Genomic DNA, 18,406 nt, shown 5'->3' with positions numbered 1-18,406 from the left:
CATGACAACACAAAACAATCTGGATACGAGCTTTACCGCCCTGTTCATCCGTCGGCCGGTCATGGCCTTGGTGCTCAATGCCTTGATTGTCGTGGCTGGCTTGGCTGCCTATTACGGCGTTGATGTACGCGAACTCCCCGATGTTGACAGACCGGTGGTCACCGTCTCCACGGATTTTGAGTCAGCCGCTGCCGAAACGGTTGACCGCGAGTTGACCTCCGCGATCGAAGGCGCTGTCTCCCGCGTCTCGGGCGTTAAATCCATCTCCTCAAGTTCGTCCTTCGGCAGCAGCCGCGTTACGGTCGAATTCAATGATGGCGTCGATCTGAATGTCGCCGCTGCCGATATGCGCGACGCCATCAGCCGCATCACCAATACGCTGCCAGAGCAGGCGGACCCGCCGCGGATTGTCAAGGCGGACGCAAATTCCGATGCGGTCATGCGGCTTGCCGTCACGTCAGACATTATGGCCGTCGAAGACATGACAGTGCTCGTCGAAGATCAGATCGAAGATGTGCTTGCCTCTGTTCCTGGTGTTGCCGATGTGCAGATTAATGGTGATCGTAACAAGATTTTCCGTATCGATATTGATCAGGGCAAGCTTGCAAGCCTTGGCATGAATGTTGCCGATATCCGTAATGCTTTAACAACCATGGCATTTGACACGCCGGCCGGTCAGCTCAACAGCAATGATCAAAGCATCGTCGTACGTGCAACTGCGCCCGTCACGACGCCAGAGGAATTCGAGAATATCATCATCAAAGGCCGGACGAAGATACGCGATGTTGCCACCGTCACACTTGGTCCCGATATCGGCACGTCAAGTTTGCGGGCCAATGGAAAGACCGGCATCGGCCTTGGAATTATCCGTCAGGCGCAATCCAATACGCTGGATATTTCCACTGGTATTCGCGCTGCAGTCGCGCAGCTTCAGCAGACCCTTCCGGAGGGTGTCGAAATCCGCGTCACCAGCGATGATGCGGACTTTATCAATGGCGCTGTTCACGAGGTGGAAATAGCACTGGCTGCTTCGGTCATTATCATCATCGCTATTATCTATCTTTTCCTGTGGGATATCCGGGCAACCTTGATTCCCGCCGTCAGCATGCCCGTTGCATTGATTGGTACAATATCGGCGATCTATCTGGCAGGCTTTTCCATCAATATTCTGACGCTTTTGGCTTTGGTGCTTGCAACGGGGCTTGTGGTGGATGACGCGATTGTTGTGCTGGAAAATATTGTCCGCCGCCGCAATCAAGGCATGGGCCCACGTGCTGCTGCAGTTCTCGGCACGCAGGAAGTGTTCTTTGCGGTCATCGCGACAACTGTCACATTGGCAGCAGTGTTTGTGCCTTTGTCTTTTCTTCCCGGCCAAACAGGCGGTCTGTTCCGAGAATTCGGCTTTGTTCTGGCCATCTGCGTGCTTCTCTCATCGGTCGTGGCGCTCACTCTTTGTCCGATGCTCGCGTCGCGTCTTTTGAGTGCAAGTGAGGCGAGCCATCAAGAAGTTGCCCATGCGCCCGGTGTGGTTGGCCGTATGGGCAATCGTCTTGGCAGCTGGTACAAGTGGTTGCTGCACGCCTGTCTTGCTGCACCCTGGATCGTGGTTGTTGCTTCCATCCTTTTCGCCGGCGCCGCATTTGGTGCATTTTCCCTGCTCAAGCAGGAACTGACACCGCCTGAAGACCGTGCGGTCGCCTTCTTGCGGATCACAGCGCCCCAAGGTGTCAGCCTTGAATATTTTAACGATAAACTGCGTCAGATCGAAACACTGATCCAACCTTTGCGCGACTCGGGAGAAATTCAGAACACGTTCTCGATTGCTGGGCAGGGGGGCAATACCAATCGCGGCTTTATGGTTCTTAGCCTTGCCAAGTGGAATGAGCGCACAAGAACGCAGCAGCAGATTGTTGCGGATGTGTCGAAGCGGGTGCGCTCTGTGCCGGGCATTCAGGTATTCGCCGCGCAACCCAACTCGCTCGGCATTCGGGGTGCTGGCAATGGTCTGCAATTTGCTGTCGTGGGTACCAGTTACGCCGAACTGGGAACGACTGCTGCCAAGATCGTTTCCGAACTGGAAAAAGATTCCAGATTCGACAGACCGCGCCTGACAAATGAGCCAACACAGCCGCAATTGGCAGTCACGATTGATCGCGAACGTGCATCGGATTTGGGCATAGATATTACTGGTTTGGCACAAGCCTTGCAGTCAGTGCTTGACGGCTACAAGATCGGTTCAGTTTACATTGAAGACCGCAGCTTCGATGTGAAGCTCGTCTCTACCACTGACCCGATCAATGATCCTACTGATCTGGAGAATGTATTTTTGCGGACGCAAGATGGCCGCTTCGTGCCCATGTCGACGATTGCGCAACTGAAAGAAGTCGCTGTGCCTCCCGCATTGACCCGTGAACAGCAGATGCGGTCGGTCGCCATCACGGCAAGCCTGTTGCCGACTTTTGCCCTTGGCGATGCTTATGCGCAAGCCCAGACAATTGCCGAGCCATTGCTTCCACCTGGATATCGTCTCATTCCTTTGGCCGAGGCTGCCACGCTTGGCGAGAATTCCTCAAGCATGCTCATCACATTCGGCTTTGCCATCCTGATCATCCTTCTGGTGCTTGCCGCGCAGTTCGAGAGCTTTATCAGTGCTGTGATTGTTATGGCGACAGTTCCGCTTGGCCTTGCCTGTGCGGTCTTTGCCATGGTGATGACCGGGACAAGCATGAATGTCTACAGCCAGATCGGACTGGTGCTGCTTGTTGGTATCATGGCGAAAAATGGTATTCTTATCGTCGAATTTGCCAATCATCTGCGCGATCAAGGCCGCAATGTGCGCCAGGCGATTGAAGAGGCAGCGACGATCCGCCTGCGTCCCGTTGTCATGACAATGCTCTGCGCAATTCTTGGCGGTGTTCCGCTGGTCCTTGCCAGCGGTGCAGGCGCGGAAGCCCGTATTGCGCTCGGTTGGGTTATCGTCGGTGGACTTGGACTGGCAACGGCTTCAACCCTGTTCCTTACACCGGTGGCTTATCTCCTTCTGGCCGGGTTCTCCAAGCCGAAGGCGGAGGAAGAGGCGAGACTTCAGCGTGAGCTACAGCAGGTCGGTGCGCGGGCACAACTGCCCGCTGAGTAAACATTTAGTCCAGTGCTCATAGACTTTGACTCTGATTGCAAGATGGCGTTGTGCGTGGTTCGACAAGCTCACCATGAGGAATGTGGTTGCTTGCAATTATAGTTGTTAGCTCGCCGAGCCTGGCTCCTTACAGTTTAGTATCTTCCTCATGGTGAGCTTGTCGAACCACGCACAGTAGGAGGTGTAGGGAGATCGACAACACCCTCATAAGAGTATGATTATTGACCATTTGATAAAAAATTTGACCTTTTGTGAAACTATGCCATTCTTTCCATAACAGAGCCGAACCAACCGGCTCATTCTGCAAATGGCGGTGATCCACGGGAACCGGACGCTGCCACAGATATGGGAGATGCCATTTCATGGGATCGATGGATTCAGGAATCCGTGACGTCAGGGCCGGACGGCTCACAAGTGGCGACTACAACGAAGTCTTTTCTGATTTGCATCCGCCACTTTCGCGGCATGAAGCCTTTGTGGAATCTGACCGCTGCTATTTCTGCTATGACGCGCCTTGCATGAATGCCTGTCCGACTGGCATCGACATACCACTTTTCATCCGCGAGATCGCGGCGGACAATCCAACTGGTTCGGCAAAGACAATTTTGAGCGAAAATATTCTTGGCGGCATGTGCGCCAGAGTGTGTCCGACGGAGACGCTTTGCGAGCAGGCCTGTGTCCGCGAGGCAGCAGAAGGAAAGCCGGTAAAAATTGGCCTGTTGCAGCGTTACGCTACCGATTATCTGATGGAAAACGGCCAGCACCCCTTCACGCGCGCTGCGCCTACCGGCAAGTCCGTTGCGGTGGTGGGTGCGGGTCCTGCGGGTCTTTCTGCTGCTCATCGTCTGGCCATGTATGGCCATGATGTAACGATTTTTGAAGCCCGCCCCAAGGCAGGCGGTCTCAACGAATATGGTATCGCCGCCTATAAAAGCGTTGATGATTTCGCCCAGAAAGAACTGGATTTCATTCTGGAAATTGGTGGTATCACCATTCAGAACGACAAGGCGCTTGGACGTGACATCAGCCTTGATGCATTGCGCGCCGGTTTTGACGCCGTTTTCCTGGGGTTGGGTCTGCCAGGCGTCAACGAGCTTGGCCTTGATGGAGAGGATGCAGCAGGCTGCATTGACGCTGTAGATTACATTTCAGTTCTGCGACAGAGTAACGACCTTTCGCAAATCGCCGTCGGGCGGGATGTTGTCGTCATCGGTGGCGGCATGACTGCCATCGACGTCGCAGTCCAGACAAAACTGCTCGGTGCAGAGAACGTTATCATTGCCTATCGGCGTGGCCCGGAAAGCATGAACGCCAGTGGGTTCGAACAGGAATTGGCGCTGAAGAGTGGCGTGATCATCCGTCATTGGTTGCAGCCGCGCGCATTGACACGCAATGAACGTGGCGAGGTTTGCGGCATCACACTCGACTACACGACAATGAATGAGGGCAAGCTGGAGACATCGGGCGAAAGCGTGACGCTGGCAAGTGATCAGATTTTCAAGGCCATCGGCCAAATGCCGGCTGAGAAAATTCTCAGCGATGCGGGAATGGCGCTTTCGCGTGGCCGTATCAGTGTTGACGAGGAGCGTCGCACATCAATTCCCGGAATCTGGGCAGGTGGCGACTGTGTTGCAGATGGTCAGGATTTGACCGTGGCAGGTGTGCAGGATGGCAAGCTTGCGGCCGAATCCATTCATCGCGCTCTGTCGATGCAGCCGGAAAAGGTCAGCGGCTTTGCTGAGGCTGTCATTGCCAGCAATTCCGAATCCGCCACCACTTCTGCGCAACACCCTGCCAATCCAGGCCACATTAACGGCTGAAGGAATCTATCATGGCTGATCTTTCATCGAATTTCCTTGGCATCAAATCTCCAAATCCATTCTGGTTGGCCTCTGCACCACCAACTGACAAGGCATATAATGTCGAGCGCGCCTTCAAGGCGGGTTGGGGTGGCGTGGTCTGGAAAACGCTTGGAGAAGAAGGACCTCCCGTCGTCAATGTCAACGGCCCGCGCTATGGCGCAATCCACGGCCCGGACCGGCGCTTGCTTGGCCTCAATAATATCGAGCTGATCACTGACCGTCCGCTTGAGGTCAACTTGCGCGAGATGACTGAGGTCAAGAAAAAGTGGCCGGACCGTGCGCTGATTGCATCGATCATGGTGCCTTGCGAGGAAGAGGCTTGGAAGGCGATTCTTCCCCGCGTTGAGGAAACCGGATGCGACGGTATCGAGTTGAATTTCGGCTGTCCGCATGGAATGTCGGAGCGTGGCATGGGCGCTGCGGTTGGTCAGGTGCCCGAGTATATCGAAATGGTGGTTCGCTGGTGCAAGCAATATACGCGCATGCCGGTCATCACCAAGCTAACGCCCAATATCACCGATGTGCGCAAGCCCGCTCGCGCTGCCAAGTCCGGCGGAACCGATGCCGTATCGCTGATCAACACGATCAATTCTATTGTTTCGGTCGATCTTGATACGTTTGCACCCAATCCTTCCATTGATGGTCGCGGCTCACATGGCGGTTATTGCGGCCCGGCGGTCAAGCCGATAGCGCTCAACATGGTTGCGGAAATTGCCCGTGATGCGGAAACGCACGGCCTTCCGATCTCCGGTATTGGCGGCATCACAACATGGCGCGACGCGGCAGAATTCATCGCTCTCGGTTGCGGTAATGTGCAGGTCTGCACTGCGGCAATGACCTATGGATTCAAGGTTGTGCAGGAAATGATTTCCGGTCTGTCTGACTGGATGGATTCACGTGGTTTCCGCTCTATTGAAGATTTCCGCGGCATGGCCGTACCCAATGTAACCGACTGGCAATATCTGAACCTGAATTACATCACCAAGGCGCAGATCGATCAGGACCTGTGCATCAAATGCGGGCGTTGCCACATCGCCTGCGAAGACACATCGCATCAGGCGATTACTTCCATGGTTGATGGCGTGCGGCATTTCGAAGTGATCGATGAGGAATGCGTCGGGTGTAACCTCTGCGTTAATGTCTGCCCCGTGGAGAACTGTATCGATATGGTGCCTATGCTTTCGGGTGTCGATCCGCGTACCAAAACACCTGTTCAGCCAGACTATGCCAACTGGACCACGCACCCCAATAATCCGATGGCAAAGGTGGCGGCGGAGTGAGAGATTAGCCGTAGTTCTATTTGAACTTATGGCAACCCAGTTTGTGCGTGGTTCGACAAGCTCACCATGAGGAAAGAAAGCAGGCTGCAAAAGAGACCGTCTGCTTCGTCTCAATCTGTCCCTGCCACTTGCAACTCCCCTCATGGTGAGCTTGTCGAACCACGCAGGAGAGCAATGCAATCGAACGCGGCATTATCTATATCAATCGCGCGGTCTGATCCCATTGAGAATAATGCTCAGCACAGCCTGTGCCGTCTGCTCGCGAAAGCCCGGGCGGCCAACCTGACTGCCCATAATGGCGCGGACCTGCACGTCAAAATCCGCATAATGCTGCGTGGTTGCCCAGATCATGAAAATAAGATGATAGGGGTCAACCGGAGCAAGTTTGCCTTCGCCCACCCAGCGCCGGATGACAACAGCTTTCTCGTCGACCAGCGGTTTCAAATGTTTGGCCAGAAAGTCGCTGATCGCCGGTGCGCCGTGCAGCACTTCGTTGGCAAACAGACGGGACGCTTCCGGGTGGCTTTCGGACATTTTGATTTTAAGCGTTATGTATTTACGCAGTTGCTCGATCGGGTCGCCCTCCGGATCGATATCGGCAAGAGGCGCAAGCCACTCTGCCAGCGTTTCCTCGAGCAGCGTTACATAAATATTCTGCTTGCGTGGAAAGTAATAAAGCAGGTTGGGCTTTGACATGCCGGCCTTGTCGGCAATCTGGTCAATTGTCGTGCCGCGAAACCCGTAGGTGGAAAAAGCATCGAGCGCCGCATCGAGGATCAGACGACGGTTTATTTCCTGAATACGGGTCGTTTTCTCCGGGGCACCATTCGTCTTCTGCTTCGCAGCTTTCGCCATCTGCCAATTACTCCACCCACCCGCGACAAAATGGCAATTCCGCTTGTCCCGGCAACGGGTTGAAATGCCTATAAAGCGCTTGACCGTCTAACTATGCTCTTCTAGCCTGCATTTTGACCAACTAGTCAAGTTTTTGGCAATTGGTTTTTGAATCCACCCAAAGGTTCAATCATTCGGGAACACAAAACAAGCGGTAATATCCGCAATCAGGAGGCTTCGTCACATGTCTAAAGCGGCACTGGGGACAAACAACATTGATGCGTTCTGGATGCCTTTCACGGCAAACCGGCAGTTCAAGCAAAATCCCCGCCTCCTCGTCAGTGCGAAAGACATGCACTACAAGTCTCAAGATGGCCGCGAAATCCTGGATGGGACTGCTGGTCTCTGGTGCTGCAATGCGGGCCACGGTCGCCCCAAGATCGTTGAAGCTGTTCAAAAGCAGGTGGCTGAGCTGGATTACGCGCCTGCTTTCCAGATGGGACATCCCAAGGCATTTGAGCTGGCTGCGCGTCTGGCCGCCATGCTGCCATCGCCGCTCGACCATGTGTTCTTCACCAATTCCGGTTCTGAATCGGTCGATACAGCGCTGAAGATTGCGCTCGCCTATCATCGTGCCAAAGGCAATGGCACCAAGGTCAAGCTGATTGGCCGCGAGCGCGGATATCATGGTGTCGGCTTTGGCGGCATTTCCGTCGGCGGCATTTCCGGTAACCGCAAGACATTCGGGAATGCATTGAGCGGCATCGACCATATCCGCCATACGCATGATCTGGCACGCAATGCCTATACACGCGGCGAGCCGGAGTATGGCGTTGAGTTTGCTGATGATCTGGAAAAGGTCATTGCCCTGCACGATGCGTCAAACATTGCAGCTGTTATCGTGGAGCCGGTAGCGGGTTCAACGGGCGTTCTCATTCCGCCAAAGGGCTATCTCAAGCGCTTGCGCGAGATTTGCACCAAGCATGACATTCTGCTGATTTTCGATGAAGTGATCACCGGCTTTGGCCGTCTCGGTGCGCCGTTCGCGGTCGATTATTTCGGTGTGGTGCCGGATTTGGTGACAACAGCCAAGGGCATCACCAGCGGTGTCATTCCGATGGGAGCTGTGTTTGCCTCTTCGGATATTTATCAGGCCTTCATGAATGGCCCCGAAAATCTGATCGAGCTTTTCCACGGCTACACCTATTCCGGCCATCCGGTTGCCTGCGCTGCGGCTCTCGCAACGCTCGACACCTATGAGGAAGAGGGCTTGCTGACCCGCGCTTCGGAACTTTCAGATTATTGGGAAAATGCTCTGCACGCGCTGAAGGGACTGCCAAATGTCATCGACATCCGCAATCTCGGATTAATCGGTGCCATCGAACTCCAGCCAATTGAAGGTGCACCGACCAAGCGCGCATTCCAGGCCTTCCTGGATGCCTATGAGAAGGGCGTGCTGATCCGCACGACCGGCGACATCATTGCGCTCTCGCCGCCTTTGACGATCAGCAAGGGCCAGATCGATCATCTGTTCGATACGCTCGCCGATGTGTTGAAGAACCTGGCATAGGGAGCAGATAAATGTCGCTGACAGGAAATCTTCGGATCAATAGCGACCGGCTCTGGGACAGCCTGATGGAAATGGCCAAGATTGGCCCGGGTCTGCGCGGCGGTAATAATCGCCAGACCCTGACCGACGAAGATGGCGAAGGGCGCCGCCTGTTCCAGTCCTGGTGCGAAAAAGCCGGTATGAGCATGGGCGTCGATACTATGGGCAACATGTTCTTCACGCGTGAAGGAACCGACCCGGACGCGCTGCCGGTCTATGTCGGCAGCCATCTCGATACACAGCCGACAGGCGGAAAATATGATGGCGTATTGGGTGTGCTCGGCGGACTGGAACTGATCCGCACACTCAATGATCTCAACATAAAGACGAAACACCCTATTGTTGTCGTCAACTGGACCAATGAGGAAGGCACGCGCTTTGCTCCGGCTATGCTGGCTTCCGGTGTATTCGCCGGTATCCATGATGAGCAGTGGGCCTATGATCGCGAAGACGCGAAGGGCAAAAAGTTCGGTGACGAACTGGAACGCATTGGCTGGAAAGGCGAGGAGAAAGTCGGCACCCGCAAGTTGCATGCGCTGTTCGAGCTGCATATTGAGCAAGGGCCAATTCTGGAAGCTGAAGGTAAGGATATTGGCGTCGTCACTCACGGTCAGGGCCTGTGGTGGTTGCAAATAACATTGACGGGTAAGGAGAGCCACACAGGCTCAACGCCAATGCCAATGCGCAAGAATGCGGGTCTTGGCATGGCACGCATTACCGAACTGGTTCACGCCGTCGCTATGGCACATCAGCCAAATGCGGTAGGGGCAATCGGCCATGTTGATGTTTATCCCAATTCCCGCAATGTCATTCCAGGCAAAGTCGTATTCACGGTCGATATTCGCTCGCCGGACCTTTCGACGCTTAACGCAATGAAGACCGAAATCGAAGCGAAGGCACCTGAGATTGCCAAGGCGCTTGGTCTCGGTATTGAGATTGAAGAGGCAGGGCATTTTGATCCTGTTACCTTCGATGAAGGTTGCGTCACTGCTGTGCGCAACGCTGCGGAGCGCCTCGGCTACACTCACCGCAATATTGTTTCCGGCGCCGGGCATGATGCCTGCTGGATCAACCGTGTTGCGCCGACGGCGATGGTGATGTGTCCTTGCGTGGATGGCCTCAGCCACAATGAGGATGAAGAGATTTCAAAGGAATGGGCTGCTGCCGGTACTGACGTTCTGTTGCATGCGGTTCTGGAGACGGCGGAGATTCAAGCCTGATCTAGCAACCAGATATGCAGCATGTTCGGCAAAAGACCAAAAAGGGGAACGAACACAATGCTTGCGAAACTGATCAAAGGCGGAACAATTATTGCCGCCGACCGCACCTATAAGGCGGATGTACTGATTGAGGGCGAAACCATCGCTGCCATCGGCACCGAACTTTCCGCCCCGGATGCCAATTGCGAAATTATTGACGCGACCGGTTGCTTTCTCATGCCCGGCGGTATCGATCCGCATACCCATCTTGAAATGCCTTTCATGGGCACCCATTCCAGCGATGATTTTGACACCGGCACCGCTGCTGCTTTAGCTGGTGGGACAACGATGGTTGTCGACTTCGTTCTCCCCGGCGAAGACGGATTGCTTGCGGCCCTACAGGACTGGTTCCAAAAGGCTGGCAAGGCGCGAACCGACTATTCCTTCCACATGGCGATAACGGGCTGGAACAAACAGGTTTTCGACGAAATGCCCAAGGTTGTCGAACGCGGCATCAACACGTTCAAGCACTTTATGGCCTATAAGGGCGCGTTGATGGTGGATGACGATGAAATGTTCGCCTCCTTCCTGCGCTGCGCCGAAATCGGTGCCATGCCGCTCGTCCATGCGGAGAATGGCGATGTGGTTGCCCATCTTCAGCAAAAGCTCCTCGCCGAAGGCAATACAGGGCCGGAGGCTCATGGCTATTCACGCCCGCCCGAAATCGAAGGTGAGGCGGCTAATCGCGCCATCATGATCGCCGATCAGGCGGGCGTGCCGCTTTATATCGTGCATGTCTCTTGCGAACAGTCCCATGAAGCGATCCGCCGCGCGCGCGCCAAGGGCATGCGTGTCTATGGCGAACCGCTGATCCAGCACCTTGTTTTGGATGAGAGCGAATATAAAAATGAGGACTGGGACTACGCCGCGCGCCGGGTCATGTCGCCGCCATTCCGAGACAAGATCAACCAGAACGGATTGTGGGCCGGTCTGGCATCGGGCAGTCTTCAGGTTGTGGCGACGGACCATTGCGCCTTTACCACCGAGCAGAAGCGTTTTGGCGTTGGGGATTTCACCAAGATCCCAAATGGTACGGGCGGCCTTGAAGACCGTATGCCCGTTCTGTGGACCAAAGGCGTGCGCACCGGCCGCCTGACGCCAAATGAGTTTGTTGCCGCGACTTCGACCAATATTGCGCAAATTCTCAATATCTATCCGCGCAAGGGTGCCATATTGCCGGGCTCTGATGCGGATATTGTCATCTGGGACCCGAATGCCACCAAGGTCATTTCGGCAAAGTCGCAGAAATCGGCTATCGACTATAATGTCTTTGAAGGCATAGAGGTGACTGGCCTGCCACGCATCACCATTTCGCGCGGAGAGATTGCCTATAAGGATGGCGAAGTGCTTGCGCCAACCGGCAGTGGTCGCTTTGTAGAGCGTGAAGCCAACCCCTCTGCCAGCCGCGCACTTTCCACTTGGAAGGAATTGACCGCACCGCGTAGAGTGGAGCGCGATCCGAAGAACATTCCGGCAGGCGTCTGATGACAGTCGTCGCGCTCCGACCCAAGGCGAAGATAATGGCTGATGCGGCGCCAAAAAATGTAATTGACGTCAAGGACCTGTCGTTAGTCTTCCAGACCAATGACGGCCCCGTCAACGCCTTGTCGAACATCGATCTTGCGGTGAACAGCGGCGAATTCGTTTCCTTCATCGGCCCTTCCGGTTGCGGCAAGACAACCCTGCTGCGCGTGATTGCCGATCTGGAACAGCCAACATCAGGCACAATATCGGTCAATGGCATGACGCCTTCGCAAGCGCGTCAGAAGCGCGCCTATGGTTATGTTTTTCAGGCTGCCGCACTTTATCCCTGGCGCACCATTGGCGGTAATATTTCCCTGCCGCTGGAAGTAATGGGCATATCCAAGGAAGAGCGCAAGGCGCGCATCGCCAAAAATCTGGAACTGGTCAATCTTGCCGGCTTCGACAAGAAGTTTCCGTGGCAATTATCGGGCGGTATGCAGCAGCGCGCATCCATTGCCCGCGCTCTGTCCTTTGATCCGGATATGTTGTTGATGGATGAGCCATTCGGCGCGTTGGATGAGATTGTGCGCGATCACCTCAACGAGCAATTGTTGAAGCTTTGGGCCAAGACACAAAAGACTGTCATCTTTGTAACGCACTCCATCCCAGAAGCGGTTTTTCTCTCAACCAAGATCGTTGTGATGAGCCCGCGGCCGGGTCGTATCCATGAGATTATCGATTGTAATCTTGGCTCCGAGCGTACGCTCGATATTCGTGAAACGCCGGAATTTCTGGAAATTGCACACCGTGTGCGGGAAGGCTTGCGGCACGGCCATTCCTATGACGAGGCGCATCTATGAAAATAGGGGGTGCCGCAAAATGATCATACGCCCCGCCCTTTTGCGTGACATGAATGAGTCTGCTGATATCATTAATAGCTGGATCGACAAGGTTGAGTGGATGCCGCGCATTCATTCCAGACAGGAAGTCGCGGATTTCTACAGGGAGATTGTTTTTATTCAGCAACAGGTTTTCGTTGCAGAACAAGACGAGCAGATCGTTGGCCTGATTGCGCTTGCTCCGGACAATTTTGTCAGCGCCCTTTATGTGCACGAGGAGCACCGCAAAAAGGGAGTAGGCAAAGCGTTGCTGGATCGTGCGAGAATGGAGGCTTCAGGGCTCATCGAGCTGTGGACCTTCGTGGCAAATCACGAGGCGCAGGCATTCTACAAACGCGAAGGATTTAGCGAGATCAGGCGAACGGATGGCGACAATGAAGAGAGTCTGCCGGATATTCTTTATCGTCTGGAACCCGTTGATGTGGGTGCAACGCTATGAACTTTATTCGGAACAGCGTTATCCCGGTAAGTACAGTACTTCTTGCCATTCTGGTACTTTGGTACGGGTTTGCAATATTCTTGAATGCGCCATTCGAGCGCGATCAGGCCGCACGCGCCAACACCACCATTTCCACGAGCCAGTTGATTGCCAATACTATGGCTCAGGAGCGGCCAGTTTTGCCCGCTCCGCACCAAGTGGCAGCGGAAATCCACAAGACCGTTTTTAATATTGCGCCCACCTCGAAGCGCAGCCTGATCTATCATGGCGGTGTCACTTTATCCTCCACGCTGCTCGGCTTTGCATTCGGCACATTGCTGGGCATTCTTCTGGCGATCGCCATTGTGCATTCGCGCACGCTGGATAAGAGCCTGATGCCATGGATCATCACCTCGCAAACCGTGCCGATCCTTGCCATTGCTCCGATGATTATCGTTGTCCTCAACGCGGTAAATATTACCGGGCTTTTGCCCAAGGCGATGATCTCGACCTATCTGTCATTCTTCCCCGTGGCTGTCGGCATGGTCAAAGGTCTGCGCTCGCCGGAAATCATGCATCTTGATCTGATGCGCACCTATAATGCGTCAAAAGCCCAAATATTCTGGAAGTTGCGCTGGCCGGCCTCCATGCCTTATCTTTTTACATCCATGAAGATTGCCGTTGCCATCAGTTTGGTCGGTGCCATTGTTGGTGAATTGCCCACCGGCGCGGTGGCGGGCATTGGCGCACGTCTTCTGGCCGGTTCCTATTATGGTCAGACCGTGCAGATATGGGCCGCCCTTATAGCGGCGGCGCTTATGGCCGCTATTCTTGTCAGCCTCATCGGGGTCATGTCGACGCTGGTTAACCGGCGTATGGGAGTGCGGTCATGAACATTTCCCGCTCGCCCTTGGCCATAGGTGCCTTTGTCCTGTCCGCGGCTTCGCTTGTACTTTCAACGGGCGCCGATGTTCAAAGCACATTGTCTTATGCAACACCGGTAGTCCTCTTTGTCGCCGCTGCTCTGGCTCTATTTGCGTCGGCCTCGGTCTCCTCCACTATTGCACTGCTCATTTTGATACATGTCACCGCCTGGTGTCTGATATCGCTCCTCGGCTCCATGGGCCCAGCAGGGGCGCTGCTCGGTTACTGGTGCATGGTTGTGTCGGCCTGGCTGCTGGCTTGGCTGACGGTCCAGCGATTGGCCAGCTTGCGTGTCTCGTCGCCGAATGCTCAGCGTTTGATCAATCTGGCATTGCCGGTCCTGTTCGGCGCGTGGCTGCTTATCCTTTGGGAGGTGGTGGTGCGCGGTTTCGGCGTTCCTGCAATCCTTCTGCCGCCGCCATCAATGATTGCCGCGCGTATAGCAGGTTCGGTGCCGACGCTCTGGGCCGACTTCCAGCAAACCTATCTGAAGGCCGCCATTGCCGGTTATGTCATGGGCTGCGGGTCGGGTTTCCTCGCCGCCATTGTCGTGGATCGGGTGCCGTTTCTCCGCAAGGGGCTTTTGCCGATTGGCAATCTGGTCGCCGCGCTGCCTGTCGTCGGCATTGCGCCGATCATGGTCATGTGGTTCGGCTCCTACTGGCAATCGAAAGCGGCAGTTGTGGTTATCATGACGTTTTTCCCCATGCTGGTGAATACAGTTGCCGGGCTTGCCGCGTCGGGCGCAATGGAACGGGATCTGATGCGTACCTATGGTTCGAGCTATGGGCAAGCGCTGCTCAAGCTGCGTCTGCCTGCGGCAATGCCGTTCATCTTCAATGCGCTGAAAATCAATTCGACACTGGCGTTGATCGGCGCGATTGTTGCCGAGTTTTTTGGCTCCCCCATTGTTGGCATGGGCTTTCGCATATCTGCCGAAGTTGGCCGCATGAATGTCGATATGGTCTGGGCGGAAATATTCGTCGCCGCCTTGGCTGGATCGCTTTCCTATGGGCTGATCACCCTTGTTGAACGTGCTGTTACCTTCTGGCATCCTTCTTACCGAACCTAAAAACTAAAAAATAAAAACAGAGGAGAACTAAAACATGAAGAAGACCATTGCACTCTCGTTGGGGCTCGCCATCAGCACCTTGATGGCTGGTTCAGCACTGGCTGCGGACAAGCTTACTCTCCAGCTCAAATGGGTCACGCAGGGACAGTTTGCCGGCTATTATGTCGCCAAGGATAAAGGCTTTTATGAAGAGGCCAATCTTGATGTCGAGATCAAGCCGGGCGGCCCGGATGTTGCGCCGCCGCAAGTCATTGCGGGCGGTGGTGCCGATGTTGTTGTCGATTGGATGCCTTCAGCGCTTGCCACGCGTGAAAAGGGTCTTCCGCTCGTCAATATTGCCCAGCCTTTCAAACGCTCCGGCATGATGCTGACCTGCCGCAAGGAAACAGGCATTACCAAGCCGGAAGATTTTAAGGGCAAGACGCTCGGTGTCTGGTTCGGCGGCAATGAATATCCGTTCCTGTCATGGATGAACCATCTCGGCCTCAAAACTGATGGCGGGCCGGAGGGCGTCACAGTGCTTAAGCAGGGCTTCAATGTTGACCCGCTGATCCAGAAGCAGGCGGACTGCATTTCCACCATGACCTATAATGAATATTGGCAGGTCATTGATGCTGGCATTCCGGAAGACCAGCTCGTTACCTTCAAATATGAAGATGAGAAGGTGGCAACTTTGGAGGACGGTCTTTACGTACTTCAGAAGAGTCTCGACGATCCGGCAATGGTCGAGAAGCTGGCCCGCTTCGTCAAGGCTTCGATGAAGGGCTGGGAATATGCCCGTGCCAATCCCGATGAAGCTGCCGAGATTGTTCTGGAGAATGACGCCAGCGGCGCCCAGACCGAGAAGCACCAGAAACGCATGGTGGCTGAAATCAACAAGCTGACGGAAGGTTCAGACGGCGTGCTGGATGTGGCGGCAGCCGAGCGCACGGTCGAAACCCTGCTTGGCGGTGGTTCCGATCCGGTAATCACCAAGAAGCCGGAAGGCGCCTGGACAACAAAGGTTATGGATGCGGTGAAGTAAAGCTCTTATCTCCCCCCTTGTGGGGGAGAAAGGGTTTTCTTGGATTTAGCTTCTTGGCTAAATCCTTAGAAAAGCCAAGAGAGGGGGCAATTAGTTAGAAATCCCCTCTCTTGTGATTTCTAGCACTTAGCAAGAGCTAAGATGCTGAAATCACGTTCTCTCCCGCAAGGGGAGAGATAATAACGTCGTGGCGCTTCACCTTCACTCCCAATGATCGGGAATCTGTCTCACAGCACCGCGCGCTGCGCTGGTTGCCATTGCGCCATAGGCGCGCAGTGCGGTCGTGACCTTACGCTTGCGCTTTTCCTCAGGCTTCCAGGCGGCTGTGCCTTTGGCTTCCATATGCGCGCGGCGATCGGCAATGACCGCATCGTCAACAGCAAGATGAATTTTGCGGTTGGGAATGTCGATATCGATGACATCGCCTTCCTGCACCAGACCGATCAACCCGCCCTCAGCCGCTTCTGGAGATACGTGACCAATGGAAAGGCCTGACGACCCACCCGAGAACCGACCATCGGTGATCAGCGCGCAAGCCTTGCCAAGCCCTTTGGATTTCAGATAGCTCGTTGGGTAAAGCATTTCCTGCATGCCGGGGCCGCCACGCGGTCCTTCATAGCGGATCAGTACGATGTCGCCCGGCTTGACGCCGCCATTCAGAATGCCAAGAACAGCCGTGTCCTGACTTTCAAAAATGCGCGCAGGACCGGAGAACTTCAGGATCGATTCATCGACGCCCGCCGTTTTAACGATACAGCCATCTTCGGCAAGATTGCCGTAAAGCACCGCCAAACCGCCATCTTTGGAATAGGCATGTTCCGCGTTGCGAATAACGCCGGTTTCGCGGTCCAGATCAACATCGGCAAAGCGGCGTTCCTGACTGAATGCAACTTGAGTGGGAACGCCTCCCGGTGCCGCCTTGAAGAAATCATGCACGGACTGGTTCTTGCTGCGCATCACATCCCAGCGATCAAGCGCCGCGCCAAGATTGGCCGCGTGCACGGAGTAAACCGAGGTATCAAGCAAGCCCGCACGATCAAGCTCGCCAAGAATGCCCATAACACCACCCGCATGATGCACGTCTTCCATATGCACATTGGCAACCGCAGGGGCCACCTTGCAAAGAACGGGCACGCGGCGCGACAGCCGGTCAATATCGCTCATGGTGAAATCGACTTCGCCCTCATGCGCCGCAGCAAGCAGATGCAGCACCGTATTGGTCGAACCGCCCATGGCAATATCAAGCGTCATGGCATTTTCAAACGCCGCAAAAGACGCGATGGAGCGTGGCAGCGCTGTTTCATCATCCTGTTCGTAGTAGCGGCGGGCCAGATCAACAATGAGGTGCCCGGCTTCCACAAACAGGCGGCGACGATCCGCGTGGGTGGCCAGCGTTGAGCCATTGCCCGGCAGGGACAGGCCCAGCGCTTCGGTCAGGCAGTTCATCGAATTGGCGGTGAACATGCCCGAGCATGAACCGCAGGTTGGGCAGGCGGAGCGCTCGATAGCCGTTACTTCTGCGTCGGAAATGCTGTCATCGGCAGCGGCCACCATGGCATCGACGAGGTCGAGTTTCTTTTCCTTGTCATCCCAGGTTACCTTGCCGGCTTCCATCGGACCGCCAGAAACAAAAACAACAGGAATGTTCAGCCGCAATGCTGCCATCAGCATGCCGGGTGTGATCTTGTCGCAATTGGAGATGCAGACCATGGCGTCGGCGCAATGGGCGTTGACCATATATTCAACGCTGTCCGCTATGATCTCGCGTGATGGCAGCGAATAAAGCATGCCGTCATGCCCCATGGCGATACCGTCATCGACAGCAATCGTGTTAAATTCCTTGGCAACACCGCCCGCGCTTTCGATTTCGCGCGCCACCAGCTGGCCAAGATCTTTCAGATGCACGTGTCCGGGCACAAATTGCGTGAAGGAGTTCACTACGGCAATAATTGGCTTGCCGAAATCTTCGTCCTTCATACCGGTTGCGCGCCAGAGGCCGCGGGCACCGGCCATATTGCGGCCATGTGTGGTTGTACGTGAACGATAGGGCGGCATTTTCAAATGATCCTGATAGTGAATTGCAAAAGAACCAATCTATAGAAAAACAGGCTCTATGGCAAAGAATGGAATTTTGTTACCCGAATGCGGTGCTTTTATTGCAAACATTACATAGGTGACATCATTATCGCATGAAACGAGACTTAATGTCTCGGTTGTCAGGCTATAATCGCTTTTGGATGCTCAAAATGCCGTGAAGGTCATAGTCGTGAGCGAGCGCGCAATACCCTGAATGTCGAGGACATTATCATTGATGAACTTGCCGACATCCTGATCTTCGGGAATGTAAATCTTCGCCAGCAGATCATAATCGCCGCTTGTCGAATAGAGTTCAGAAACGATCTCGCGCTCGAAAAGAGCAGCTGCAACTTCATAGGTTTTGCTGGGAAAGCATTGCAACTGCAGGAATACGGGTTTCATTCATACGCTCCGGAAGAACTGATTGGTTCTTCATAACCTATTTGGCTTGCAGGGATAGCGCAATCACAGGTTTTCACGCGGGTCCTTCGGATCGCCATACGGAAAACATTGTCGACTACAAACAATACAGTTGCCAATAAAAAGTGA

The 18,406-nt window shown here is 54.6% G+C and carries 14 protein-coding genes; 11 read left to right on the top strand and 3 right to left on the bottom strand.

Annotation, left to right across the window (positions count from 1 at the left end):
* The first annotated feature begins 1 nt into the window (after position 1).
* The 3 genes from ACYJL1_RS01620 to preA all read left to right on the top strand — a co-directional run bounded on the left by ACYJL1_RS01620 (position 2) and on the right by preA (position 6,278).
* Positions 2 to 3,136 carry an efflux RND transporter permease subunit gene (locus tag ACYJL1_RS01620; RefSeq protein WP_460896725.1) on the top strand — a complete coding sequence of 1,045 codons (3,135 nt, stop codon included), beginning with the start codon at positions 2 to 4 and terminating at the stop codon, positions 3,134 to 3,136.
* Between the two features lie 362 nt (positions 3,137 to 3,498).
* Positions 3,499 to 4,956: an NAD(P)-dependent oxidoreductase gene (locus ACYJL1_RS01615; protein WP_460896724.1), complete on the top strand. Its 1,458-nt coding sequence runs from the start codon at positions 3,499 to 3,501 to the stop codon at positions 4,954 to 4,956.
* A gap of 11 nt (positions 4,957 to 4,967) precedes the next feature.
* A complete protein-coding gene (preA, locus tag ACYJL1_RS01610; protein ID WP_460896723.1) occupies positions 4,968 to 6,278 on the top strand; it encodes an NAD-dependent dihydropyrimidine dehydrogenase subunit PreA in 1,311 nt (436 codons plus the stop codon).
* A gap of 201 nt (positions 6,279 to 6,479) precedes the next feature.
* Here preA and rutR read toward each other — a convergent pair whose 3' ends face one another.
* Positions 6,480 to 7,133 carry an HTH-type transcriptional regulator RutR gene (rutR, locus tag ACYJL1_RS01605; RefSeq protein WP_460896722.1) on the bottom strand — a complete coding sequence of 218 codons (654 nt, stop codon included), beginning with the start codon at positions 7,131 to 7,133 and terminating at the stop codon, positions 6,480 to 6,482.
* A 223-nt stretch (positions 7,134 to 7,356) separates the two neighbouring features.
* Between rutR and aptA the strand changes: the two genes are divergently transcribed.
* Genes aptA through ACYJL1_RS01565 form a run of 8 tightly spaced genes read left to right on the top strand, consistent with a single transcriptional unit; the run spans position 7,357 to position 15,781 of the window.
* Positions 7,357 to 8,682 (top strand): omega-aminotransferase AptA, encoded by a 1,326-nt coding sequence (gene aptA / locus ACYJL1_RS01600; RefSeq protein WP_460896721.1) that lies wholly within the window; start codon positions 7,357 to 7,359, stop codon positions 8,680 to 8,682.
* Positions 8,683 to 8,693: 11 nt separating this feature from the next.
* The gene (locus tag ACYJL1_RS01595; protein ID WP_460896720.1) at positions 8,694 to 9,941 is read left to right on the top strand and encodes a Zn-dependent hydrolase; all 1,248 of its coding nucleotides are present in this window, start codon (positions 8,694 to 8,696) and stop codon (positions 9,939 to 9,941) included.
* A gap of 57 nt (positions 9,942 to 9,998) precedes the next feature.
* Positions 9,999 to 11,465: a dihydropyrimidinase gene (gene hydA / locus ACYJL1_RS01590; protein ID WP_460896719.1), complete on the top strand. Its 1,467-nt coding sequence runs from the start codon at positions 9,999 to 10,001 to the stop codon at positions 11,463 to 11,465.
* Positions 11,466 to 11,500: 35 nt separating this feature from the next.
* Positions 11,501 to 12,304: an ABC transporter ATP-binding protein gene (locus tag ACYJL1_RS01585; RefSeq protein WP_460896718.1), complete on the top strand. Its 804-nt coding sequence runs from the start codon at positions 11,501 to 11,503 to the stop codon at positions 12,302 to 12,304.
* 19 nt (positions 12,305 to 12,323) lie between these two features.
* A complete protein-coding gene (locus ACYJL1_RS01580) occupies positions 12,324 to 12,782 on the top strand; it encodes a GNAT family N-acetyltransferase (protein ID WP_460896717.1) in 459 nt (152 codons plus the stop codon).
* Positions 12,779 to 13,654, top strand: a complete 876-nt coding sequence (locus ACYJL1_RS01575) for an ABC transporter permease (RefSeq protein ID WP_460896716.1) — start codon at positions 12,779 to 12,781, stop codon at positions 13,652 to 13,654. The genes ACYJL1_RS01580 and ACYJL1_RS01575 overlap by 4 nt, the downstream gene beginning before the upstream one ends.
* Positions 13,651 to 14,757, top strand: a complete 1,107-nt coding sequence (locus tag ACYJL1_RS01570) for an ABC transporter permease (protein ID WP_460896715.1) — start codon at positions 13,651 to 13,653, stop codon at positions 14,755 to 14,757. Before ACYJL1_RS01575 ends, ACYJL1_RS01570 begins: the two co-directional genes overlap by 4 nt.
* Before the next feature lie 34 nt (positions 14,758 to 14,791).
* Entirely contained in the window at positions 14,792 to 15,781 is a 990-nt protein-coding gene (locus tag ACYJL1_RS01565; protein ID WP_460896714.1) for an ABC transporter substrate-binding protein, read from the top strand.
* Between the two features lie 201 nt (positions 15,782 to 15,982).
* Here the strand turns inward: ACYJL1_RS01565 and ilvD are convergent, their stop codons facing one another.
* Both ilvD and ACYJL1_RS01555 read right to left on the bottom strand, forming a co-directional pair.
* Positions 15,983 to 17,836, bottom strand: a complete 1,854-nt coding sequence (ilvD, locus tag ACYJL1_RS01560; RefSeq protein ID WP_460896713.1) for a dihydroxy-acid dehydratase — start codon at positions 17,834 to 17,836, stop codon at positions 15,983 to 15,985.
* A 186-nt stretch (positions 17,837 to 18,022) separates the two neighbouring features.
* Entirely contained in the window at positions 18,023 to 18,259 is a 237-nt protein-coding gene (locus tag ACYJL1_RS01555; protein ID WP_460896712.1) for an Lrp/AsnC ligand binding domain-containing protein, read from the bottom strand.
* Positions 18,260 to 18,406 lie beyond the last annotated feature (147 nt).

This window comes from Phyllobacterium sp. K27 (assembly GCF_054796155.1).
Note: the sequence above shows the minus strand (reverse complement) of the source record. Positions and strands in the feature narration are given on the sequence as shown.

Coding starts and splice junctions, on each gene's coding strand:
- ACYJL1_RS01620 (WP_460896725.1), top strand. CDS start 2: ATGACAACACAAAACAATCTGGATACGAGCTTTACCGCCCTGTTCATC.
- ACYJL1_RS01615 (WP_460896724.1), top strand. CDS start 3,499: ATGGGATCGATGGATTCAGGAATCCGTGACGTCAGGGCCGGACGGCTC.
- preA (WP_460896723.1), top strand. CDS start 4,968: ATGGCTGATCTTTCATCGAATTTCCTTGGCATCAAATCTCCAAATCCA.
- rutR (WP_460896722.1), bottom strand. CDS start 7,133: ATGGCGAAAGCTGCGAAGCAGAAGACGAATGGTGCCCCGGAGAAAACG.
- aptA (WP_460896721.1), top strand. CDS start 7,357: ATGTCTAAAGCGGCACTGGGGACAAACAACATTGATGCGTTCTGGATG.
- ACYJL1_RS01595 (WP_460896720.1), top strand. CDS start 8,694: ATGTCGCTGACAGGAAATCTTCGGATCAATAGCGACCGGCTCTGGGAC.
- hydA (WP_460896719.1), top strand. CDS start 9,999: ATGCTTGCGAAACTGATCAAAGGCGGAACAATTATTGCCGCCGACCGC.
- ACYJL1_RS01585 (WP_460896718.1), top strand. CDS start 11,501: ATGGCTGATGCGGCGCCAAAAAATGTAATTGACGTCAAGGACCTGTCG.
- ACYJL1_RS01580 (WP_460896717.1), top strand. CDS start 12,324: ATGATCATACGCCCCGCCCTTTTGCGTGACATGAATGAGTCTGCTGAT.
- ACYJL1_RS01575 (WP_460896716.1), top strand. CDS start 12,779: ATGAACTTTATTCGGAACAGCGTTATCCCGGTAAGTACAGTACTTCTT.
- ACYJL1_RS01570 (WP_460896715.1), top strand. CDS start 13,651: ATGAACATTTCCCGCTCGCCCTTGGCCATAGGTGCCTTTGTCCTGTCC.
- ACYJL1_RS01565 (WP_460896714.1), top strand. CDS start 14,792: ATGAAGAAGACCATTGCACTCTCGTTGGGGCTCGCCATCAGCACCTTG.
- ilvD (WP_460896713.1), bottom strand. CDS start 17,836: ATGCCGCCCTATCGTTCACGTACAACCACACATGGCCGCAATATGGCC.
- ACYJL1_RS01555 (WP_460896712.1), bottom strand. CDS start 18,259: ATGAAACCCGTATTCCTGCAGTTGCAATGCTTTCCCAGCAAAACCTAT.